This is a genomic window from Azospirillum aestuarii (assembly GCF_016632405.1).
In the GTDB taxonomy this organism is placed as follows: domain Bacteria; phylum Pseudomonadota; class Alphaproteobacteria; order Azospirillales; family Azospirillaceae; genus Azospirillum; species Azospirillum aestuarii.
In genome coordinates, this window is the sequence record NZ_JAEPIV010000003.1 from 256,652 (window position 1) to 277,165 (window position 20,514).

The 20,514-nt window shown below is 69.2% G+C and carries 21 protein-coding genes; 10 read left to right on the forward strand and 11 right to left on the reverse strand.

All coding sequences use genetic code 11. The annotated features are described in order from the left end of the window. Positions 1-26: 26 nt before the first annotated feature. From aceB to JJL56_RS10585, 4 genes are all read right to left on the reverse strand, one after another. On the reverse strand, positions 27-1,631 hold the full coding sequence (gene aceB, locus JJL56_RS10570) for a malate synthase A (protein ID WP_200485102.1): 1,605 nt from the start codon (positions 1,629-1,631) through the stop codon (positions 27-29). Positions 1,632-1,774: 143 nt separating this feature from the next. Further along, positions 1,775-2,806: a site-specific tyrosine recombinase XerD gene (locus JJL56_RS10575; RefSeq protein WP_145625462.1), complete on the reverse strand. Its 1,032-nt coding sequence runs from the start codon at positions 2,804-2,806 to the stop codon at positions 1,775-1,777. Beyond that, on the reverse strand, positions 2,803-4,854 hold the full coding sequence (locus tag JJL56_RS10580; RefSeq protein ID WP_200485103.1) for a hypothetical protein: 2,052 nt from the start codon (positions 4,852-4,854) through the stop codon (positions 2,803-2,805). Before JJL56_RS10580 ends, JJL56_RS10575 begins: the two co-directional genes overlap by 4 nt. Next, on the reverse strand, positions 4,835-5,023 hold the full coding sequence (locus JJL56_RS10585; RefSeq protein ID WP_237904351.1) for a hypothetical protein: 189 nt from the start codon (positions 5,021-5,023) through the stop codon (positions 4,835-4,837). Before JJL56_RS10585 ends, JJL56_RS10580 begins: the two co-directional genes overlap by 20 nt. Positions 5,024-5,239: 216 nt before the next feature. On the opposite strand from JJL56_RS10585, the gene JJL56_RS10590 reads away from it, so the two are divergent. From JJL56_RS10590 to JJL56_RS10605, 4 genes are all read left to right on the forward strand, one after another. After that, positions 5,240-5,875 (forward strand): shikimate kinase, encoded by a 636-nt coding sequence (locus JJL56_RS10590; RefSeq protein WP_145625466.1) that lies wholly within the window; start codon positions 5,240-5,242, stop codon positions 5,873-5,875. 7 nt (positions 5,876-5,882) lie between these two features. Continuing rightward, positions 5,883-7,007 (forward strand): 3-dehydroquinate synthase, encoded by a 1,125-nt coding sequence (gene aroB, locus JJL56_RS10595; protein ID WP_145625467.1) that lies wholly within the window; start codon positions 5,883-5,885, stop codon positions 7,005-7,007. A gap of 113 nt (positions 7,008-7,120) precedes the next feature. After that, positions 7,121-7,606 (forward strand): CBS domain-containing protein, encoded by a 486-nt coding sequence (locus JJL56_RS10600; protein ID WP_200485104.1) that lies wholly within the window; start codon positions 7,121-7,123, stop codon positions 7,604-7,606. Positions 7,607-7,730: 124 nt separating this feature from the next. Continuing rightward, positions 7,731-8,342: a DUF2889 domain-containing protein gene (locus tag JJL56_RS10605; RefSeq protein WP_145625471.1), complete on the forward strand. Its 612-nt coding sequence runs from the start codon at positions 7,731-7,733 to the stop codon at positions 8,340-8,342. A gap of 152 nt (positions 8,343-8,494) precedes the next feature. Here the strand turns inward: JJL56_RS10605 and JJL56_RS10610 are convergent, their stop codons facing one another. Both JJL56_RS10610 and JJL56_RS10615 read right to left on the reverse strand, forming a co-directional pair. Then, a complete protein-coding gene (locus JJL56_RS10610) occupies positions 8,495-8,917 on the reverse strand; it encodes a ribbon-helix-helix domain-containing protein (RefSeq protein WP_247889401.1) in 423 nt (140 codons plus the stop codon). A 311-nt stretch (positions 8,918-9,228) separates the two neighbouring features. Next, the gene (locus JJL56_RS10615; protein ID WP_014239259.1) at positions 9,229-9,501 is read right to left on the reverse strand and encodes a BolA family protein; all 273 of its coding nucleotides are present in this window, start codon (positions 9,499-9,501) and stop codon (positions 9,229-9,231) included. A gap of 178 nt (positions 9,502-9,679) precedes the next feature. Here JJL56_RS10615 and JJL56_RS10620 point away from each other — a divergent pair, with 178 nt between their 5' ends. The 5 genes from JJL56_RS10620 to cobT all read left to right on the forward strand — a co-directional run bounded on the left by JJL56_RS10620 (position 9,680) and on the right by cobT (position 13,907). After that, positions 9,680-10,264: a J domain-containing protein gene (locus JJL56_RS10620; protein WP_145625476.1), complete on the forward strand. Its 585-nt coding sequence runs from the start codon at positions 9,680-9,682 to the stop codon at positions 10,262-10,264. A 73-nt stretch (positions 10,265-10,337) separates the two neighbouring features. Continuing rightward, on the forward strand, positions 10,338-11,342 hold the full coding sequence (gene cobS, locus JJL56_RS10625; RefSeq protein ID WP_014239256.1) for a cobaltochelatase subunit CobS: 1,005 nt from the start codon (positions 10,338-10,340) through the stop codon (positions 11,340-11,342). Positions 11,343-11,373: 31 nt separating this feature from the next. Then, positions 11,374-11,640 carry an AbrB/MazE/SpoVT family DNA-binding domain-containing protein gene (locus tag JJL56_RS10630; RefSeq protein ID WP_145625478.1) on the forward strand — a complete coding sequence of 89 codons (267 nt, stop codon included), beginning with the start codon at positions 11,374-11,376 and terminating at the stop codon, positions 11,638-11,640. Continuing rightward, positions 11,637-12,032 carry a PIN domain-containing protein gene (locus tag JJL56_RS10635; protein ID WP_200485105.1) on the forward strand — a complete coding sequence of 132 codons (396 nt, stop codon included), beginning with the start codon at positions 11,637-11,639 and terminating at the stop codon, positions 12,030-12,032. Before JJL56_RS10630 ends, JJL56_RS10635 begins: the two co-directional genes overlap by 4 nt. Positions 12,033-12,041: 9 nt before the next feature. Next, complete coding sequence (gene cobT / locus JJL56_RS10640; protein ID WP_200485106.1) at positions 12,042-13,907, forward strand: cobaltochelatase subunit CobT; 1,866 nt, start codon at positions 12,042-12,044, stop codon at positions 13,905-13,907. 79 nt (positions 13,908-13,986) lie between these two features. Here cobT and JJL56_RS10645 read toward each other — a convergent pair whose 3' ends face one another. Continuing rightward, a complete protein-coding gene (locus JJL56_RS10645) occupies positions 13,987-14,499 on the reverse strand; it encodes an invasion associated locus B family protein (RefSeq protein WP_094301712.1) in 513 nt (170 codons plus the stop codon). Positions 14,500-14,777: 278 nt separating this feature from the next. Here JJL56_RS10645 and JJL56_RS10650 point away from each other — a divergent pair, with 278 nt between their 5' ends. Continuing rightward, positions 14,778-15,806 (forward strand): Fe(3+) ABC transporter substrate-binding protein, encoded by a 1,029-nt coding sequence (locus JJL56_RS10650; RefSeq protein WP_145625487.1) that lies wholly within the window; start codon positions 14,778-14,780, stop codon positions 15,804-15,806. Positions 15,807-15,873: 67 nt separating this feature from the next. Here the strand turns inward: JJL56_RS10650 and JJL56_RS10655 are convergent, their stop codons facing one another. From JJL56_RS10655 to JJL56_RS10670, 4 genes are all read right to left on the reverse strand, one after another. After that, positions 15,874-16,722 (reverse strand): pirin family protein, encoded by an 849-nt coding sequence (locus JJL56_RS10655; RefSeq protein ID WP_200485107.1) that lies wholly within the window; start codon positions 16,720-16,722, stop codon positions 15,874-15,876. Between the two features lie 105 nt (positions 16,723-16,827). Continuing rightward, entirely contained in the window at positions 16,828-18,564 is a 1,737-nt protein-coding gene (locus JJL56_RS10660; protein WP_200485108.1) for an ABC transporter permease, read from the reverse strand. A 131-nt stretch (positions 18,565-18,695) separates the two neighbouring features. Then, on the reverse strand, positions 18,696-19,346 hold the full coding sequence (gene upp, locus JJL56_RS10665; RefSeq protein ID WP_094301708.1) for a uracil phosphoribosyltransferase: 651 nt from the start codon (positions 19,344-19,346) through the stop codon (positions 18,696-18,698). A gap of 106 nt (positions 19,347-19,452) precedes the next feature. Beyond that, on the reverse strand, positions 19,453-20,367 hold the full coding sequence (locus JJL56_RS10670) for a diguanylate cyclase (RefSeq protein WP_200485109.1): 915 nt from the start codon (positions 20,365-20,367) through the stop codon (positions 19,453-19,455). Positions 20,368-20,514: the final 147 nt, after the last annotated feature.

Sequence of the window (20,514 nt, forward strand, 5' to 3'; positions counted from 1 at the left end):
CTTGAGTGATGGTTAGGGTGGGGACCTCAGGCCCCTTGCGCGACGATGCGGTCGTAGGCCGGCAGGGTCAGGAAATCCACGAAGTCGTCGCGCTCCACAAGGTCGCGCAGCATCACCGCTGCGTCCTCGTACAGGCCCCGGTCGAAGGCGCGGTCGCCGACGCGGGCCTTCCAGGCGGCCAGCTCCTCGGCGATGGTTTCGTCCACCAGCTCCATGGTCACCGGGCGCCCGTCATCCAGCGCGGCGCGATGGTGGACCCACTGCCAGAGCTGGGTGCGGCTGATCTCCGCGGTGGCGGCGTCCTCCATCAGGTTGAACAGCGGCACGCAGCCGATGCCGCGCAGCCACGCCTCCAGATAGCCGATGGCGACGGCCACGTTGTTGCGCAGACCGCGCTCCGTCTTCGGCCCCTCCGGCACGGCCAGCAGGTCGGCGGCGGTCACGGCGACGTCGGCGCGCTTGCGGTCGATCTGGTTGGGCTTGCGCATGTAGGCGTCGAACACCTCCCGCGCGACGGGGACGAGGCCGGGATGGGCCACCCAGGTGCCGTCATGGCCGTTGGACACCTCCCGCTCCTTGTCGGCGCGGACCTTGGAGAAGGCGCTCTCGTTGGCCGCGGGATCGTCCTTCACCGGAATGAAGGCCGCCATGCCGCCGATGGCCGGCGCGCCGCGGCGGTGGCAGGTCTTGACCGCCAGCAGGCTGTAGGATTGCAGGAAGGGCGTCGCCATCGTCACCTCCGCCCGGTCGGGCAGGACGGCGGCGGGGTCGTTGCGGAACTTCTTGATGAAGCTGAAGATGTAGTCCCAGCGCCCGCAGTTCAGCCCGGCGGAATGATCGCGCAGCTCGTAGAGGATCTCGTCCATCTCGAAGGCGGCGAGGATGGTTTCCACCAGCACCGTGGCCTTGATCGATCCGTGCGGGATCGTCAGGTAATCCTCGGCGACCGAGAACACCTCGTTCCACAGCCGCGCCTCGAAATGGCTTTCCAGCTTCGGCAGGTAGAAGTAGGGGCCGGAGCCATGGGCGAGAAGCTCCCGCGCGTTGTGGAAGGCGTAGAGGGCGAAGTCGAACAGCGCGCCGGACACCGGTTCGCCGTCGAACCGAACGTGCTTCTCATCCAGATGCCAGCCGCGCGGGCGGACCTTGAGGACGGCGGTCTTGTCGTTCAGCCGGTACTTCTTCCCCGACACGGGATCGTCGAAGGCGATGGTCCGGCGCACGGCGTCGCGCAGGTTGGCCTGCCCCTCGATCAGGTTGGCCCAGGACGGGCAGCTCGAATCCTCGAAATCCGCCATGAAGACCTTCGCGCCGGAATTCAGCGCGTTGATGATCATCTTGCGGTCCACCGGCCCGGTGATCTCCACCCGGCGGTCGAGCAGGTCGTGCGGCAGCGGCGCGATGGTCCAGTCGGCCTCGCGGATGGCGCGGGTTTCGGGCAGGAAGTCCGGCTTGTGCCCCTGGTCGATCAGCGCCTGCCGCTTGGTCCGCACGTCGAGCAGGCGCAACCGTTCCGCCCCGAACCGCCCCTCCAGTTCCGCCAGGAAGGCCAGCGCCTCAGGCGTCAGGATCGCCTCGAAACCCGGCGTGATCGGACCCAGGATCTCAAGCCCGGAGATGGTCGTGGCCATGCGGTTCCCCCTGTTCGTCGCCAGGGCGGTCCGGCGCACCCGCGCCGACCGACCCCATTGGAACAAGGGCTATACCACAGCGGGAGAAGCCGCCATAGCCGGATTGGTATCTTTCGAAAGGGAGAACCCTTTTTCGCGCAACACTATTGCGTACGAACGGTTTTTCGCCGGGCCAGCGGGTGATGCTCGTGCACGACCTGTTTCAGCCGCTCCGACACCACATGGGTGTAGATCTGGGTGGTGGCGATGTCGGCGTGGCCCAGCATCTTCTGGACCGAGCGCAGGTCGGCCCCGCGATCCAGCAGATGCGTGGCGAAGGCGTGGCGCAGGACGTGGGGGCTGACCTTCTCCGGGTCGATGTTCGACTCGATGGCCAGCTCCTTCAGCAGCTGGGCGAATCGCTGGCGCGTCAGGTGTCCGTTGGTGGAGCTGCGCGACGGGAAGAGGAAGGCGATCGGCCCGTTCTCCCGCCCGGCCAGGATGAAGTGGCTCCGCCAGGGCAGATAGGCGGCCAGCGCGGCCGAGCCCGGTTCGGACAGCGGCACCATGCGCTCCTTGCCCCCCTTGCCGCGCACGATCAGCCCGCGCCCGTCGCGCAGGATGGCCGCCATCGGCAGGCCGACCAGCTCCGACACGCGCAGGCCGGTGGCGTAGAGCACCTCCAGCAGCGCCACCAGCCGCAGCCCCTCCGGCCCGCCGCGGGTCTGGGCGGAGTCGATCATCCGGGTGACCTCCTCCACCGTCAGGATCTTGGGCAGCGGGCGGCCCTGCTTGGGGCTGTCGAGCGCCGAGGCGGGATCGTCCGCCCGCCGCCCTTCCGAGACCAGGAAACGGTAGAACTGGCGCATCGCCGACAGGCGGCGGGCCAGCGTGCGCGGCGCCGGCTTCTGCCCGCCCTCGACATACTGGAAGGCGAGGTAGGCGCGCAGATCCTCCGTCACCGCCTTCTCCAGCGGCTGGCCGCGCTGGGCCAGCCAGAGGGCGAGGTCGGCGAGGTCGCGCTCGTAGGCCATGCGGGTGTTGAGCGCGGCGCCGCGCTCCGCCGTCAGCATGTCCAGGAAGGCGTCGACATGGGGCGAGGCCGCGATCGGGCGCGGTTTGCAGGGGCGCCCGCGCCGCTTCGGCTGGGCTTGCGGCTGGGCTTTTGGCGGGGTCGTTTTGGGCATGGGACTCATCCGGCCAGGGCCGCGGCGGCTTCACGGGCGATGGCGCGGGCATCGCTGTCCAGACCCACGGCGCGCAAGGCCGCGACCACCCGCGCCACCACCGCCGGCGGCGTCCCCGCCGGCCCGGCGTTGCCGAGCAGCAGCAGGGCGGCCAGCGCCGTCTCGCCGACGCGCCGGTCGGCGGAGGCCTCGGCCAGACGCTGCCACAGGGCGGGGTCGGCGGTGGGAGGACGGGCGTCCGCGGGCATCGGCGCCTCGTCGTCGGAAGCGGCGGTCTTGCGCCACGCCTCCTCGGGCACGGCGACACCCATCGCCTGAAGCAGGGCCAGCTGCCCGACGACGCGACCACGGGCCTCCAGATCGGCGCCGCGCAGCGATTCGTCCAGCCAGCCGGCGAGGCCCAGCGCCCCGCCGCCCGGCGGCGGCCCCAGCGCGATGACGGCGAGCGGCCACAGCCGCGCCACCTCCGCCGTGGGGCGGCTGCGCAGGGCGAGGTCGTGCCAGCGCTTGCCCTTGTCGGCGCGGCCCAGCGCGAAGCAGAGCCGCGCGGCGGCGGGGGCCAGGGCGGCGGCGTCCGGAGTCGGCGACAGGGTGTCGAGCATGTCCGCCACCACCGCCCCCGCCGGACCGGCCAGCATCGGGGGATCGAGAAGCTCCAGCGCCAGCCCGGCCAGTTCCACCCGCCGCCCGCCGACCATGGCGGCGAGCATGGCCTGCTGGACCAGCGCGCGGGTGCGGGCGGTGCGGTCGCGGGCCGCGGCGTCCTTCAGCCGCAACAGCTCGTCTCCCTTGGCCGGCGCGGCGCGGTACGCCTCCGCCAGCCGCCGGGAATCGAGGAACAGGGCGGTGGCGGCGCGCTCCGCCGCGGTCACGCGCGTCGCCGGGTCGGTGCCGGTGTTGGACGCAACGGCCGCCAGCCGGGCCGGGTCGATCAAGGACAGCACGTCCGGCGGCAGCCCGGCCTGAAGCGCCCGCAGGGCGGCCAGGGTCAGCGGGCTGGGGTCCTTCAGACTGCGCGGCCGGACCGCCGGGCCGCCGGCCATCGCCTCGGCCACCCGCAGGAAATCGGGGTCGCCGCCCGGCTGCTCGCGCAGCATCTCGAAGGCGAGGTCGTCCCCCGTCGGGCCGGGTCCGACCTCCGGCGGGGCCTCCATGGGCGCGCCCCCGCCGATCCGCCCGGCGCGCAGGCGGCAGAACAACGCCACCCGCTGCCAATAGGGGCCGGAGAAGGGCATGGCGCGGTCCGTCGCAGCGGCGCAGTCCAGCGGGCCGGCGAGCAGTTCGGCGTCGGTCAGGGCGCGGGCGGCGGCCTCGTCGGCCGTCATCGCCTCGGGCAGCAGCGCGGCGAGGTCGGCGGCCCCGCGCGGGTCGCCCATGGCCGCCAGCTTCTCCACCCGCAGCGCGCCGAAGCGCCGCGCCGGTTCGGGCTCGCCCGGAGCGGCGGCGGGCGAGCCGCGGCTGAGCAGCAGGCGGCGCTGCAGCTCCTTCACGGCGGGCGACGGGGTGAGGGTGGGCAGTTCCGGCAGCAGGGCCAGCACCTCGGCGCGCGGGATGCCGCGCCAGGGGTCGCCGCCCAGCCCGGCGGCTCCCGCCAGAGGGCCGGCACCGTCCGGGTCGAGCGGCCCCAGCGTCTCCACCGCGATGGCCGAGGGAGACGCGACGGTGGGCACCACGTCGAAGGACGGCGTGTGGATGGGCGGAGTCAGGGACAGCGGCGCGGAGGGCAGCCCTGGCGAGGGCGGCACCGGTGAGGTCAGCGGATCGTCCAGGACCCGCCCGACGCCGGATTCGACGTCGGGGACGGCCATCCTTTCCGGCGGCGGAAACAGGCGGATCGGCGGCCCGGAGGGTACGGCCTGGGTATAGGTCTGGGCCGGCGCCGGCGTCGCCGCTCCCATCAGGGCACCGGACAAAGCCAGCGCCAGGGGGGCCAACCCGAGAAATGAGACGGCAAACATGGAAACGGCGCCGGCCCCGGCCCGTCCGCCCCGTGACGGAGCGGCGAACCGGCGGCGGCGCCCGGCGGCGTCCCCGGCGTCAGCGGGGGAACCGCTCATCCGGGATGACCTTTTCCACCGTCTTGGACGGTGCCGGCATGTCCCAGGAGGCAAGGAAGGCCATGCCACCCCCGATGACGAAGAGGAACAGAACGAAAAGAATGGAAATAACCCGGCTCATGGCGATCGGAGTCGTGTTTCTGTGGAAGGAACGGCGGCGCTGTATCACGGTCTGCGTCCGTGCGGCTTGGGACAAGGGTGCGCTTTCATGCTAATCATCGCACACCGTCCGCACCGCTGGCCCGATGGCCGATGAACGCCGGACGTACCACTTTAGCCACCGGGGCGCCGCTGCGCAACATGCGGCGGCCCCTGCGACCGAATCGAACACCTGTCCTCCGGAACCGCATCAGGCCGGAACCGCATAAGGAAAGTCCACAGCACCATGACCGCCCGCCTTCCATCGCAGGGACAGCCGCCGGACCCGTCGAACACCCTTCCCAAGACGGTGGTGCTGGTCGGCCTGATGGGCGCGGGGAAGAGCGCGATCGGCCGGCGGCTGGCCGCGCGGCTGCACCTGCCCTTCACCGACGCCGACACGGAGATCGAGACGGCGGCGGGCTGCTCCATCGCGGAAATCTTCGCCCGCGACGGCGAGGCGGTGTTCCGCTCGGTGGAGCGGCGGATCATCACCCGGCTGCTGACCGAACAGCCGGTGCACATCCTGGCGACCGGCGGCGGCGCCTTCATGGACCCGGAGACGCGCGCGGCCATCCGCGCCCACGGGCTGTCGATCTGGCTGCGCGCCGAACTGGACGTGCTGCTGGCCCGCACGGCGCGGCGCACTCACCGCCCGTTGCTGAACGCCGGCGACCCGAAGGAGATCCTGAGCCGGCTGATGACCGCCCGCTATCCCGTCTATGCGGAGGCCGACCTGACGGTGATCAGCGACGAGCGCCCGCCGGAAGCGACCGTGGAACAGGTAATCGAGGCGCTGGAGGCGCATTTCGGCATCACCCTGCCCCACTCGCACCACCATCATCACCGCCACCCGGCGCACCACCACCACGACAAGCCCTGATCCCGCCATGACCAATACCGTCACAGACACCGTCCGCCTCGACCTCGGTCCGCGCAGCTACGACATCCTGGTCGGCGACCGGGTGCTCGACGGCGCCGGACCGCGCATCGCCGCGATCACCGGGGGCAAGGCCCCCATCGTCGTCACCGACGAGAACGTCGCTCCGCGGCATCTCCCGACTCTGGAGCGCACGCTGCGCGAGGCCGGCATCGAACCGACCCAGGCCATCGTCCTGCCGGCAGGCGAGAAGACCAAGGACTTCGCCCATTTCGAACGGCTGATGGACGCGATCCTGGCGCGCGGGATCGAGCGGTCGGCGGTCCTGCTGGCGCTCGGCGGCGGGGTGATCGGCGACATCACCGGCTTCGCCGCCGCCTCGGCGCTGCGCGGCATCGACTTCATCCAGGTGCCGACCACGCTGCTGAGCCAGGTGGACAGCTCGGTCGGCGGCAAGACCGGGATCAACAGCCCGCACGGCAAGAACCTGATCGGCGCCTTCCACCAGCCGCGTCTGGTCATCGCCGACACCGCCACGCTGGACACCCTGCCGCGGCGCGAGGTGCTGGCCGGCTACGCCGAGGTGGTGAAGTACGGGCTGATCCGCCTGCCCGGCTTCTTCGCCTGGCTGGAGGAGAACGGGGAGCGGGTGGTCGCCGGCGACAGCGACGCCCGCCGCCACGCCGTCACGGAAAGCTGCCGGGCCAAGGCCGCCATCGTCGGCGTGGACGAGCGGGAGAGCGGCGACCGCGCCCTGCTGAACCTCGGCCACACCTTCGGCCACGCGCTGGAGGCGGCGACCGGTTTCGGGTCCCGCCTGCTGCACGGCGAGGCGGTGTCGATCGGCATGGTGCTCGCCTTCGACCTGTCGGTGCGGCTGGGTCTGTGCCCGGCGGCGGACGCCGAGACGGCGCGCGCCCATCTGGCCCGCGTCGGCCTGCCGGTCCGCCCCACCGACATTCCAGGCGTCGAGTGGGACGTCGACGGGCTGATCCTGTCCATGGCCAAGGACAAGAAGGTCAAGGATGGGCGCATCGCCTTCGTGCTGGTGCGCGCGCTGGGCGACGCCTTCACCCGGCGCGACGTCGATCCGGCGGTAGTGCGGGCGCTACTGGAGGATGCCGTGGCGCCCTGATGCGGTGCACCATAAGCCCTTGACCGTTGGGGTGGCAAACTGTCAGACTTCACGACAGTTCCGATTCGCGTCCAAGGCGCAGCGGAATGCCGACCCATAAAGGGAGAAGGGACATGCCGAACCGCAAGCTCATCCCCGACGTCATCAAGGATCAGCAGCTCGTCTGCCTGCCCCCGGAGGCCAGCGTCCAGGACGCCGCCGTCCTGATGGCGGAGCGCCGCGTCGCCGCCCTCCTGGTCACGCAGCCCCAGGCGCAAGGGGGGCGGTCGCTGAAGGGAATCTTCACCGAGCGCGACCTCGCCAGCCGCGTCGTCGCCGCGGGCCGCGACCCGGTGGCCACCCGGCTGGCCGAGGTCATGACCTCGTCCCCCGACACGCTGGGGCCGGACGCCCGCGCCTACGAGGCGCTGGACCTGATGGAGCGCCACCACTACCGCCACCTGCCGGTCACCGCGAACGGCGAGTCGGACGGCACGGTGTTGGGCATCGTCTCCATCCGCGACCTGTTCGCCGTGGTCCGCGCCCATCTGGAGGACGAGATCCGCGACCGCGAGGCGTTCATCTTCGGGTCGAACTACTCCGCCAGCGCTCCCCCATAACCACGGGGCGCGTAATGCTGCAATGCGGCGAAGCTGGCTTGACCTGAACGCTGGCCCCACCGATATTCCCGGGTACGCCCCAACAATCAGGCCGTCCGAACTAGGCCGAACGTCAGAGAGTCCCATGCCGCTGTCCGAACCCGCCGCGCGCGAACCGATCCACACCCGGGAAGTCACCTGCCGGGGCTATCGGCGGACCGATGGGCTGTGGGATGTCGAAGGCCATCTGACCGATGTGAAGAGCTACGCCTTCCACACCGAGCAGCGCGGCCAGATCCTGCCCGGCGACCCGGTGCACGGCATGTGGCTTCGCCTGACGGTGGACAACGATCTGACCGTCCAGGCGGTGGAAGCGGTGACGGAGAAGAGCCCCTACCGCACCTGCGGCTCCGTCACACCCAATTTCCAGCGGCTGGTCGGGCTGAAGATCGGGCCGGGCTGGACCCGCGCGGTGAAGGAGCGGCTGGGCGGCGTCCAGGGCTGCACGCATCTGGTGGAGCTTCTGGGGCCGATCGCCACCACCGCCTTCCAGACCATCTATCCCATCCTGGCGCGCGAGCAGGCCGACAAGGCCAGGGCGGCCGGCGGCGAGGCGGGCAGCAAGGAGGACATGCTGCGCACGAAGCGCCCGGTGCTGCTGAACACCTGCCACATCTTCGACAGCAACGGCGAGGTCGTGCGGAAGAACTGGCCCGACCACTACACCGGCGACCGTCCGCGCGACGCCGCGGACTGAGACGGCGGTCGGTTCGGCCGGGCATCCGGTCGGGGCCGACCGGCACTCGCCAGCACCGGACCCGGCATGCCGGACAAACACGCCCGACAAACACAAGGGGGCGCGTCCCGTGGACGCGCCACTTTCCTTTCCCGATCAAAATGCTCGGGCCGTCACGCTTCCAACGCGGACCGCAGGCTCTCGCTCGGCACGCCCGGCTTCGCCGCCGGCGGCATGGCCGATGCGGTGGTGCCGGCCCCGCTCTCCGGCCGGTCCAACTCGTCCAGCGGCGGCAGGTCGAAGGGCGTGCCGACGAAGGGATCGCCGCCGCCGTGCCCGGCCTGGACATGGCCGTCCTCGGTGCAGGCCCGGCGGAAATAGGCCGCGATGAAGACGCGGACCGCCGAGGTCAGGGTGACCTCCGCATGGTCCGCGCCCGAACCGCGCCGCCGGATCTGCTCGTCCAGCCGGTCCTTGATCAGGGTGCAGAGGCCGTTGACCGTCAGGCCCTCGCGGCGGGCGATGTCCTCCAGAGCGTCCCACATGGTCGGCTCCAGACGCATGCTCGTGCGGCGCCCGGCAATCATGATGTTCATGCTCTTCAGCGGTTCCACACACGCGTTGGGATTGACTGTTAACCGCTTCTTCGGCCCGCGCTTCGCCATACGCCGCCCTCTCCACGAACCCGCCGGACGACGCGCGAAAAGTGCGTCGCCCACGGCGCATTGATTGGTTGCATGCGCTGCACTCTACTAAATACAGCGAGAATTGCAACCACGGCAGCACTCCAATTATGTTTGAAGACGGAAAAGAACCTCTAGTAGTTGCATGCGTATGTATGCATTTGCAGGTGGCACTTTTCCCTTGCTGCACGGGCGGCGGCCGGGCGTTCTTGTCGGCGTTGCTGTCAGCGAGCCTCTTCGGGCGTCAGTGTGGTCAGGCCGAGGGCGTGAACGCGCTCCGCCATTTCTTGGGCGAGCAGGCCATAGACCAGCCGCTGCCGCTCCACGCGCGACTTTCCGGCGAAGGCGGCGGAGACGATGGTGACGTGGAAATGCGTCTCGCCTTCCGGGTGGGCGCCGCCATGGCCGGCGTGCCGGCCGGAGTCGTCCTGGATGTCGAGCCGCTCGGGGGCCAGCGCGTCGGTCAGCTTCCGGCGCATGCGGGTGGCGTATTCCATGGGGGTCCTCGTTGGGTCTGGGCCGGGGATTTGGGCCGGGTGTGCCTTGAGATTGAGGTGACGGCGCGGCACCGCTCCCGTCAAGACGCCAATGCCGCAGACCGGCCATTTTCCGCAGTCCGGCACCGCCCCCTTGCGTGCGCTTGCCAGAATGGGTGCCTCTTCCCATACTTCGCACATGAGCAAGCCACGCCCCCGCCACGACTTCAGCCGCTATGACCAGCCGCGCACCGCCGTGCGCGCCTGCGATCATCCGGGCTGTGCCGGCGAGGGCGAGTACCGGGCGCCGAAGAGCCGCCGGCAGCTCAACGACTATTACTGGTTCTGCCTGGACCATGTGCGCGAATACAACCGCGCCTGGGACTATTACGCCGGCATGAAGCCCGAGCAGATCGAGGCCGAGGTCCGCCGCGACACCACCTGGCAGCGGCCGAGCTGGCCGCTCGGCTTCTGGGGGGTGCAGGAGAAGTTCCTGCGCGACCGCGCGATGCACGGCTTCAGCTTCGAGTTCGGGCGCGAGGCCGGCAAGGACCAGTCCGAGGAGGGCAAGCAGCGCCGCCAGGCCGCCCGCAACGTGGAGGAGGAGGCTCTGCTCGTCCTCGACCTTGCTCCGCCGGTGGATTTCCCGCGCATCAAGGCGCGCTACCGCGAGCTGGTGAAAATCCACCATCCCGACGCCAACGGCGGGGACAAGACGGCCGAAGAAAAGTTGAAGGAGATCAATCAGGCCTACAACACGCTGAAAGCCTGCTATGGTGCGTAACCCCGACGGTTGGCCGGACCAGATTGGCCGGGCGGCCCCGACAACAGACACGTTGGAACGATAAGAACCTCCCATGCCTTCTCAAGGAGCCACCCAGGCCAGCTCGGCCCTGTTCGATCACGTTCCCGACATCACCCTGTCGGTGCGTCAAGTGTTCGGCATCGACAGCGACATGCAGGTGCCGGCCTTCAGCCAGCGCACGGAGCATGTGCCGGACATCGACGAAGCCTACCGCTTCGACCGCGACACGACGCTCGCGATCCTGGCGGGCTTCGCCTACAACCGGCGCGTCATGGTCCAGGGCTACCATGGGACCGGCAAGTCCACCCATATCGAACAGGTGGCCGCGCGCCTGAACTGGCCCTGCATCCGCATCAACCTGGACAGCCACATCAGCCGCATCGACCTGATGGGCAAGGACGCCATCGTCCTGCGCGACGGCGTTCAGGTGACGGAATACCGCGAAGGCATCCTGCCCTGGGCGCTGCAGCACGCCTGCGCGCTGGTCTTCGACGAGTATGACGCGGGCCGCCCCGACGTGATGTTCGTGATCCAGCGCGTGCTGGAGGTGGAAGGCAAGCTGACCCTGCTCGACCAGAACCGCGTCATCCGCCCGCACCCGGCCTTCCGCCTGTTCGCCACCGCGAACACCGTCGGTCTGGGCGACACCACCGGCCTCTATCACGGCACGCAGCAGATCAACCAGGGTCAGATGGACCGCTGGAACATCGTGGCGACGCTGAACTATCTGCCGGTGGACGCCGAGGTGAAGATCGTCGCCTCCAAGGTGCCGGAATACGACAGCGAGGCCGGCCGCAAGACCGTGGCGTCGATGGTCCGCCTGGCCGATCTGACCCGCGCCGGCTTCATCAACGGTGACATCTCCACCGTGATGAGCCCGCGCACGGTCATCACCTGGGCGCAGAACGCCAACATCTTCAACGACATCGCCTTCGCGTTCCGGATCACCTTCCTGAACAAGTGCGACGAGGTGGAGCGGCCGACCGTCGCCGAATACTACCAGCGCTGCTTCGGCACCGAGCTGCCGGAGACGGGGGTTCAGGCCAATCTGGTGTGATCGGGGGCGCGAGCCGAGGGAAAGGCTGGCAATGGGGTACATCGAGGTCGGACCGAACGGGGAATTGGCGTTGCCGCAGGATCTGCGCGAACGGATGGGCGTGAAGCCCGGCGACCGCGTCGAGTTGATCCTGTGCGACGACCGCACCGTCGTAGTCAGACCCCGCCCCCACAGTCTGGACGATCTCATTGGCAGCGGGGGCACGTTCACGCGCGCCCTGTCCCAGGAAGAGATGGACGACGCGATCCGCCTGCGCATGGCGGAACGGCATGCCGGCCCACAGGACCGGACGTCGTGATCGGATTGGACACCAACGTCCTGCTTCGGCTGGTGGTGGAGGACGATCCGGACCAGGCCGCCAAGGCGCGGACCGCCGTGCGTGCCCTGGTTGCCGACGGCGAGGTTTGCTTCGTCGGCGACATCGTCCTGTGCGAATTCGTCTGGGTTCTGGAGGGCATCATGCGCCGGGACCGTGAGACCATCGCGCGCATCCTGGACCTCATCCTCGACAACGCGGACATCCGGGTGGAAAGCGAAAAGGCCGCGTGGGCCGCTTCGGCCCTGCACCGGCAAGGCTTCGACTTCTCCGATGCCCTGATCGGCCTCCGCAACCGGAACTCCGGCTGCGCCACCACGCTGACGTTCGACCGCAAGGCAGCCCGGCTGCCGGAATTCCAGATTTTGAGCTGACAGCCCGCCATGACCGACCGTGAAAACCCCGTCGAGGCCTTCAAGCGCTCCACCGCCGCCGCGGTGCGGGCCCTCTCCCGCCGGGCCGACGTGCAGGTGGGCTTCTCCACCGAACCGCCCGGCGTCGCCGGCCTGCGGGTGCGCATCCCCACCCCGGCGCGCGACCTGAACCCCCACGACGTCGCGACGCTGCGCGGCGCGGCGGACGCCGTGTCGCTGCGGCTGCGCTTCCACGACAACGCCATCCATCTTCAGCGCATGCCGCTGGGCGACAGCGCCCGCGCCGCCTACGACGCGCTGGAGCAGGCCCGCTGCGAGGCGCTGGGCGCCAGCCACATGCCCGGCGTCGCCGCCAACCTGGAGGCGGCGCTGGACGAGCGCTACCACAAGCAGGGCTTCGAGCGGCTGGATGAGCGCGAGCAGGTCCCCCTGCCCGAGGTGCTGCGCCTGATCGCCCGCGAGGCGATGACCGGCGCCGCTCCGCCCCCCGCCGCCGAGCACGCGGTCAGCCTGTGGCGCGGCTGGATCGAGGAGCGGCTGGGCAAGGATCTGCACGGGCTCGCCGGCCACATGGCCGATCAGGACGCCTACGCCCGCGCCGTGCGCAAGCTGCTGACCGAGCTGGACATGGAGGTCGGCAACGACCCCGACGAGCCGCAGGAGCCGGAGGAGGACGAGCGCGACTCCGGCGAGAACGAGAACGAGCCGAACAAGGGCCAGACCCAGGGTGAGGACGACACCCAGAGCCAGGCCGAATCGATGACCTCGCAGGAGACGCAGGAGTCCGACCAGGGCGAGCAGGCCGACGAGGGCACCGGCGAGGAGGGCGACACCGAGATGGGCCAGGGCGAAGGGGCGGAGGAGCCCGCCGGCCCCGGCCAGCCCTGGCGCCCCGAGGCCAGCCGCCGCAACGAGCCCGATCCCAACGCCTACAAGCCCTTCACCACCCAGTTCGACGAGGTGGTGGGCGCCGCCGATCTGTGCGACCCGGAGGAGCTGACCCGGCTGCGCCACATGCTGGACCAGCAGCTCGTCCATCTCCAGGGGGTGATCTCCAAGCTGGCCAACCGCCTGCAGCGCCGCCTCCTGGCCAAGCAGCAGCGGTCCTGGGAGTTCGACCTGGACGACGGCATCCTCGACGCCGCCCGTCTGGCCCGCATCGTCGTGAACCCGGTCCTTCCCCTGTCCTTCAAGAAGGAGAAGGAGATGGACTTCCGCGACACGGTGGTGTCGCTGCTGATCGACAATTCCGGCTCGATGCGCGGGCGCCCGATCTCCATCGCCGCGATGAGCGCCGACATCCTGGCCCGCACGCTGGAGCGCTGCGCGGTGAAGGTGGAGGTGCTGGGCTTCACCACCCGCGCCTGGAAGGGCGGGCAGGCGCGCGAGCAGTGGATCGCCTCGGGCAAGCCCGCCAATCCGGGCCGCCTGAACGACCTGCGACACATCGTCTACAAGGACGCCGACCAGCCCTGGCGCCGCGCCCGCAAGAATCTCGGCCTGATGCTGCGCGAAGGCATCCTGAAGGAGAACATCGACGGCGAGGCGTTGATGTGGGCGCACAACCGCCTGATCGGGCGGCCCGAGCAGCGGCGCATCCTGATGGTGATCTCCGACGGCGCCCCGGTGGACGACTCGACCCTGTCGGTCAACGCCGGCAACTATCTGGAGCGGCACCTGCGGCAGGTGATCGAGTACATCGAAACCCGCTCGCCGGTCGAACTGGTGGCCATCGGCATCGGCCACGACGTGACCCGCTACTACCGCCGCGCCGTCACCATCGTGGACGCCGAGCAGCTGGGCGGCACCATGATGAACAAGCTGGCCGAGCTGTTCGACGAGGACGACCGCCGGGGCCGCTCCGGCTGGCGGTAAGGTCGAATGCAGGACCGAAAACGACAACGGCGCGGATCACTCCGCGCCGTTGTTCATTGATCGCGTCCGGTTCGGATGGTCACTGCAGGCTGCGCTGCATCTCTTCGAAATTGCGCGAGAAGCCGTTCAGCGGGAAGTCGATGTCACGCTTGCCGGCGCGCAGGAAGTTGACGCGGACCAGCACCGTGGAGCCGTTGCGGAACTGGTCCACGACGCGGCCCGACACGAAGTTCGGGAACATGCACATGTTCAGCGTGGCGATCTGCGTCTCGATGCGCGGTTGGCGATCGACGCGGATGGCGCAGTTGTCGATCATGCCCTGGCTGGTCGTCAGGAACAGATGGTAGTCGTTGCCGGTCGGGATGACGCTCAGCGCCACGAAGCCGACCTCCTTGCCGTCGTCGAACAGCCGGTAGTTCATCAGCCGGCACACTTTGGTGTCGGTCATGCGGTCGATCTCGCAGCGGCTGGTCCAGGCGCCCTCCGGGCCATACTCGGCGGCGGATTTGGAGAAATCGACGGCGGAGGCCGGCGTGGCGGCCAGCGCGGACAGCAGCGCCGCACCAAAAGCGAAGAGACCTGTCCAACGCATCCTGACGCTCCCCATCTGTCGTCCCAATCGGCCGCTAGCGATCCCGCCCGACGGCGGGTACCGCAAACGGATTATAGGCATACCCCAAGGACGAACAAGCCTTTACACCTCTGGTTGGCGTCTTAGTGCCGGATGATCGTTCCGCTCCGCATCGTTTTTGAATACTGAGAACGGTTATCATTCACGCTTGACACACTGGCCCCTGAATGGTCAAGTCGGCGCATGAGAACGCCTCGCAATTGCGGGCGTAAACCGACAGGAATTCGGGAGTCATGAGGATGCACATCGGATCGCGCGGCGCGTTTGCCGCCACCTTCGCCGCGACGCTGCTGGCCATGACCGGCCTCGCCAGCGCCGCTGAGGTGAACATCTACTCCGCGCGCCATTACGATGTGGACAAGGACCTCTACGACGCCTTCACCAAGAAGACCGGCATCAAGATCAACGTCATCGAGGGCAAGGAAGAAGAGCTGATCGAGCGGATGAAGACCGAAGGCGGCAACAGCCCCGCTGACGTGTTCATCACCGTGGACGCCGGCCGCCTGTGGCGCGCCCAGGAGGCCGGTCTGCTCCAGCCGACCCGCTCCAAGGTCATGGAGGAGGCCATCCCGGCCCACCTGCGCGAGCCGGAAGGCCATTGGTTCGGCATCTCCAAGCGCGCCCGCATCCTGGTCTACAACAAGGCCTCGGTGAAGCCGGACGAGATCAAGACCTACGAGGAGCTGGCCGATCCGAAGTGGAAGGACCGCGTCCTCGTCCGCTCCTCGACCAGCGTCTACAACCAGTCGCTCGTCGGCTCGCTGCTCGCCGCCCATGGCGAGAAGGCGACGGAGGAGTGGGCCAAGGGCGTCGTCGCCAACATGGCCCGCAAGCCGCAGGGCGGCGACACCGATCAGATCAAGGGCGTGGCCGCCAACGAAGGCGACGTGGCCGTGACCAACACCTACTACTTCGCCCGCATCGCCTCCTCCGCCAAGCCGGAGGACAAGGCCATCGCCGAGAAGCTGGGCGTGATCTTCCCCAACCAGGGCGACCGCGGCACCCATGTCAACGTCTCCGGCGCCGGCGTGATGAAGAACGCGCCGAACAAGGAGCAGGCCGTCCAGTTCCTGGAGTATCTGGTCAGCCCCGAGGCCCAGAAGATGTTCACGGAAAAGAACTACGAGTACCCGATCGTGGCCGGGGCCGAGACCGCGCCGGTTCTGGTTTCCTGGGGCAAGTTCAAGGAAGACCCGCTGAACGCCGCCGTCTACGGCAAGAACAACGCCGAGGCTCTGAAGATCATGGATCGCGCCGGCTGGAAGTAAGCCACCGTCCGGCGTAGCGAAGGGGCGCGTCCCAGCGGTGGGGGGCGCCCTTTTCGTTTGTGCGGTCTTAGAATTTCCCCTCTTCATAGTCGCGGTAGGCCTGCATCACCTCTTCGCGGCTGTTCATGACGAAGGGGCCGCCCCAGGCCACCGGCTCGCCAATCGGCCGGCCGGAGAGCAGCAGGAAGCGCGCCCCGGACGGGCCGGCGGTGATCTCCGCCCGGTCGCCCTCGCCCAGCACCAGCACCCGCGGCCCGCCCAGCCGGACGGAGCTGCCAGGCGCCACCACCGAGCCTTCGAAGACCACCAGCGCCGCCGCGTGACCGGCGGGCACCGGCTCGGAGAAGGCGGCACCCGCCGGCAGGCTGACGTCGAAGTAGCGGGCCTCCGTCGGGCCGCTGCGCACCGGGCCGGCGGTGCCGTTGCCGGTGGTGCCGGCGATCACCGTCACCGTGGTCCCGCCCTCGCGCGTCTCGACCGGGATGCGGTCGGCGGCGAACTCCTGATAGGCGGGCTCCGACATCTTCAGCCGCGCCGGCAGGTTGATCCAGAACTGGAAGCCCTTCATCAACCCTTCGGTCTGCTCCGGCATCTCGGAATGGATCACGCCGCGCCCGGCGGTCATCCACTGCACGCCGCCGGTCTCGATCACGCCCTCATGGCCGTGGTTGTCCCAATGGCGCATGCGGCCGGCCAGCATGTAGGTGACCGTCTCGAAACCGCGGTGCGGGTGGTCGGGGAAGCCGGCCAGATAGTCCTGCGGCGTGTCGGACCCGAAGTAATCCAGCATCAGGAAGGGGTCGAGCATGCGCAGGCGCGGCGTGCCGACCATGCGGGTCATGCGCACGCCGGCCCCGTCGGACGCTTCCATGCCTTCGACGGCGGTCAGGACGGGGCGGACGGTTTCGGCGGTCATCGGACGCTCTCCTCAGGCAAGATGGCTGAGAGAGAGGTATTCTTTCCAGGGCGCCGGATAAAGCCTCACCGCCGCTCAACACTGTTGCGGCGGCGACGACAGTCGTCACTCGTCCGTCTGGCCGGGGCGGGAGCGGCTGATGGATAGGCTGAGCAGGATCACCGGCACGATGCCGACCGCGACGATGGCCAGCGCCCCGGTGGCGGCCTCGGTCAGCCGCTCGTCGGAGGCCAGCGTGTAGACGCGAACCGCCAGCGTGTCGAAGTTGAAGGGCCGCACGATCATCGTAGCCGGCAGTTCCTTCATCACGTCGACGAAGACCAGCAGGCCGGCGGTCAACAGGCTGCCCCACATGATCGGCGCGTGCACCCGGATCAGCGTCCGCCCCGCCGTGTGGCCGAGCACGCGCGAGGCGAAGTCCATCGTCGGGCGGATCTTGCCCAGGCTGGCCTCGATCGTGTTGAAGGACACCGCCAGGAAGCGGACGAGATAGGCGAACAGCACCGCCGCGATGGTGCCGCTCAGCAGCAGGCCGGTGGACACGCCGAAGGTCTGGCGCATGAAGGCGTCGACGGCGTTGTCGAGATGGGCGAAGGGAATCAGCACGCCGACGGCGATCACCGAGCCGGGAATGGCGTAGCCCATGGCGGCGACGCGCACCGCGCCCTTCAGCAGCGGCGTCGGGCGCAGCCGCTGCCCGTAGGCCAGGACCAGCGCCAGCGACACCGCCAGCACTGCGGCCAGAGCCGCCAGCGTGAAGCTGTTGCGGGCCAGCGTCAGGAACACCGGCCCGAAGGCCTGATCCCCGGCGGTCACGGCCATGCGGACCAGCAGCCCGGCGGGCAGCAGGAAGCCGAGCAGCAGCGGCAACCCGCAGGCCGTCACGGCGGCGGCGGCGCGCCAGCCGGTCAGCCGGTGCTTGGGCAGGCGGCGGTAGCGGGTGGTGGTGTGGTGGTAGCGGGCCTGCCGGCGCGACCAGCGTTCCATCAGCACCAGCACCAGGACGAACATCATCAGCACGGCGGCCAGCTGCGCCGCCGCCACCGGCTGCCCCATGGCGAACCACGTCCGGTAGATGCCGGTGACGAAGGTGTTCACCGCGAAATACTGCACCGTGCCGAAATCGGCCAGCACCTCCATCAGCACCAGCGCCAGGCCGGCGACGATGCTGGGGCGGGCCAGCGGCAGCGCCACCGTGAAGAAGCTGCGCCACGGCCCGCGGCCGAGCGTGCGGCTGACCTCCAGCACGCAGACGGACTGTTCGAGGAAGGCGGCGCGCGACAGCAGATAGACGTACGGGTACAGCACCAGCGTCATCATCAACGCCGCGCCTTCAAGCGTACGGATGTCGGGAAACCAGTAATCCCGGCGCGACCAGTGGAAGGCCTCGCGCAGCGCGGTTTGCACCGGGCCGACGAACTGGAGCAGGTCGGTGTAGACATACGCCATGACGTAGGCCGGCACCGCCATCGGCAGCAGCAGGGCCCATTCCAGCGTACGGCTGCCGGGAAAGCGGCACATGGTGACCAGCCAAGCGGTGCCCACCCCGATCACCAGCGTGCCCAGCCCCACCCCGAAGACGAGGCGCACGGTGTTCAGCAGATACTCCGCCAGCACCGTCTCGACCAGATGCTGCCACACCCCGTCCGTCGGCACGAAGACGCGGCTGATCACCGCCAGCACTGGCAGTGTGACCAGCGCCGCGATCACCAGCGTCGCCAGCGTCCAGCCGCTGAAACCGATGCGATGCCACAGGGAGGCCCACAAGGAGGAGTGGAAGCCGGCGGCCTGAACCGGGCCGCCCGGAGGCTGGCCGGGGGTTTGAAAGGTGTCCGTCGTCAAGGCCGGTTGCGCCCATAGGGATGTGTCGAACGGGAGCCCTATGGTCTCACACTGTGCGAATAATTCGCAATGACAACATGCCGCATCCCTTTCCCGTGAGGGTATGACAGGGATGCGGCCGCTGTTTGTGGTTACTTGGTGCCGAACATGCGGTCGCCCGCGTCGCCCAGGCCGGGGACGATGTAGGCGTTCTCGTCCAGATGGCTGTCGAGCGAGGCGGTGAACACCTTCACCCGCGGGTGGGCGGCGGCGAAGACGCGCATGCCCTCGGGCGCCGCCACCAGCGCCATGAAGCGGATGTTCTCGTCGTCCACACCGTGGCGGTTGAGCACGTCGCAGGCATGGACCGCGGAATTGCCGGTCGCCAGCATCGGGTCCACGACGATGAACAGGCGGCCTTCCGCCTCGGGCAGCTTCACCAGATACTCGTGCGGCATCTTGGTGTCGTGGTCGCGGTAGAGGCCGATGTGCCCCTCGCGCGCCGACGGCACCAGCTCGTGCAGGCCCTGGGCCATGCCGAGGCCGGCGCGCAGCACCGGCACGATGGCCAGCTTCTTGCCGGCGATGACCGGCGCGTCCATGGGCTGGAGCGGCGTGTCGATCCGCTCGGTCGTCAAAGGCAGGTCGCGGGTGATCTCATAGCCCATCAGCAGCGAGATTTCGCGCAGCAGGGTGCGGAAACCGCCGGTGGAGCGTTCCTTGGCCCGCATCAGCGTCAGCTTGTGCTGGATCAGCGGGTGGTCGAGGATGAACAGATTGGGAAATTCGGAATTGGTGCGCATGGATCTCGTGCCGCGGCCTGTATAGACCCCGATCCTAACCCGGCGGACCCGCTTCGGCCAAGCCGCCCTTAAGCGATGCCGCCGTATACCGCTCGGGAGACGAAAATCAGCGTCGGTTCGGAAGCGCCGACCGTCCCGCCGCCACCTCCGGCTGGTCGACCCCGTAGCGGACCACGCGGTTGCGGCCGCTGTTCTTCGCCTGATAGAGGGCACGGTCGGCGCGGACCACCATCTCCTCCACCGGCAGGTCCTCCCCGGCCTCGACCAGCCCGAAGGAGGCGGTGACCGCGATCCGCCGCCCGTCCGGCAGTGCCACCGGGGTCCGCGCCAGCTCGCCGCGCAGCCGCTCGATGACCCGGAAGCCCTCGGCGAGGCCGGTTTCCTTCAGGCAGATCAGGAACTCCTCCCCGCCCATGCGGAAGGCCTCGTCGAAGCTGCGGATGCCCCGGCTGATCGCGGCGGCGGTGGCGGCCAGGACGCGGTCGCCGATGTCGTGGCCGTAGGTGTCGTTGATGCCCTTGAAGCGGTCGATGTCGCAGATGGCGACGCAGAAGGCCGGGCCGTTCCGGCGGAAGCGGTTGTGCTCGCGCTCCAGCGCCTCCTGCATGCCGCGGCGGGTGCGCAGGCCGGTCAGCGGGTCCAGCCCGCTCGCCGCAGCACCAAAAGCGCGCTCGACCCGGCGCAGATGCAGGACGAACTCCTCGAAGCGGGCGATCACCCCCTCATAGTCGGCCTCGCTGGGGCTCTCGCCGCCGGCCGCCTTCAGCAGAAGCAGCTTGGCCTTGCGGTGCATCTGCTCGTGCAGGGTGACCAGCTTCTCCACGGCGGGCTGGTGGGCCAGATCGTCGGCGTTGACCGCCACGCACCACGCCGCGAAGGAGGCCGGGGCCGACACCCGCTCACCCCCCTGCCCGCCGCGGAAGAAGACCGCGCGGTGCCACTGCCCGATCCATCGCAAATGCTCGTCGAGCACGAGGCCGAGGCTGTCGGATGGCGAGCGTGTGTCGGACGAGCTGGTCATCGGGCTTGCACGGCTTCCCTTCGGACACATCCACCGGTCGCGGCCCATGGATGCCAACAGTATCGCACGAAGTCATACCCCAGGTCCGCAACCCGGTCGTGCGATTAAGTTGTGCCCATCCGCCAAAAGGGAAAGCCCTGCGGCAAC

Excerpts from the sequence above, each read along its gene's own strand:
- aceB (WP_200485102.1), bottom strand. The coding sequence starts at position 1,631 with ATGGCCACGACCATCTCCGGGCTTGAGATCCTGGGTCCGATCACGCCG.
- JJL56_RS10575 (WP_145625462.1), bottom strand. The coding sequence starts at position 2,806 with ATGAGTCCCATGCCCAAAACGACCCCGCCAAAAGCCCAGCCGCAAGCC.
- JJL56_RS10580 (WP_200485103.1), bottom strand. The coding sequence starts at position 4,854 with ATGAGCGGTTCCCCCGCTGACGCCGGGGACGCCGCCGGGCGCCGCCGC.
- JJL56_RS10590 (WP_145625466.1), top strand. The coding sequence starts at position 5,240 with ATGACCGCCCGCCTTCCATCGCAGGGACAGCCGCCGGACCCGTCGAAC.
- aroB (WP_145625467.1), top strand. The coding sequence starts at position 5,883 with ATGACCAATACCGTCACAGACACCGTCCGCCTCGACCTCGGTCCGCGC.
- JJL56_RS10600 (WP_200485104.1), top strand. The coding sequence starts at position 7,121 with ATGCCGAACCGCAAGCTCATCCCCGACGTCATCAAGGATCAGCAGCTC.
- JJL56_RS10605 (WP_145625471.1), top strand. The coding sequence starts at position 7,731 with ATGCCGCTGTCCGAACCCGCCGCGCGCGAACCGATCCACACCCGGGAA.
- JJL56_RS10610 (WP_247889401.1), bottom strand. The coding sequence starts at position 8,917 with ATGAACATCATGATTGCCGGGCGCCGCACGAGCATGCGTCTGGAGCCG.
- JJL56_RS10615 (WP_014239259.1), bottom strand. The coding sequence starts at position 9,501 with ATGGAATACGCCACCCGCATGCGCCGGAAGCTGACCGACGCGCTGGCC.
- JJL56_RS10620 (WP_145625476.1), top strand. The coding sequence starts at position 9,680 with ATGAGCAAGCCACGCCCCCGCCACGACTTCAGCCGCTATGACCAGCCG.
- cobS (WP_014239256.1), top strand. The coding sequence starts at position 10,338 with ATGCCTTCTCAAGGAGCCACCCAGGCCAGCTCGGCCCTGTTCGATCAC.
- JJL56_RS10630 (WP_145625478.1), top strand. The coding sequence starts at position 11,374 with ATGGGGTACATCGAGGTCGGACCGAACGGGGAATTGGCGTTGCCGCAG.
- cobT (WP_200485106.1), top strand. The coding sequence starts at position 12,042 with ATGACCGACCGTGAAAACCCCGTCGAGGCCTTCAAGCGCTCCACCGCC.
- JJL56_RS10645 (WP_094301712.1), bottom strand. The coding sequence starts at position 14,499 with ATGCGTTGGACAGGTCTCTTCGCTTTTGGTGCGGCGCTGCTGTCCGCG.
- JJL56_RS10650 (WP_145625487.1), top strand. The coding sequence starts at position 14,778 with ATGCACATCGGATCGCGCGGCGCGTTTGCCGCCACCTTCGCCGCGACG.
- JJL56_RS10655 (WP_200485107.1), bottom strand. The coding sequence starts at position 16,722 with ATGACCGCCGAAACCGTCCGCCCCGTCCTGACCGCCGTCGAAGGCATG.
- upp (WP_094301708.1), bottom strand. The coding sequence starts at position 19,346 with ATGCGCACCAATTCCGAATTTCCCAATCTGTTCATCCTCGACCACCCG.
- JJL56_RS10670 (WP_200485109.1), bottom strand. The coding sequence starts at position 20,367 with ATGACCAGCTCGTCCGACACACGCTCGCCATCCGACAGCCTCGGCCTC.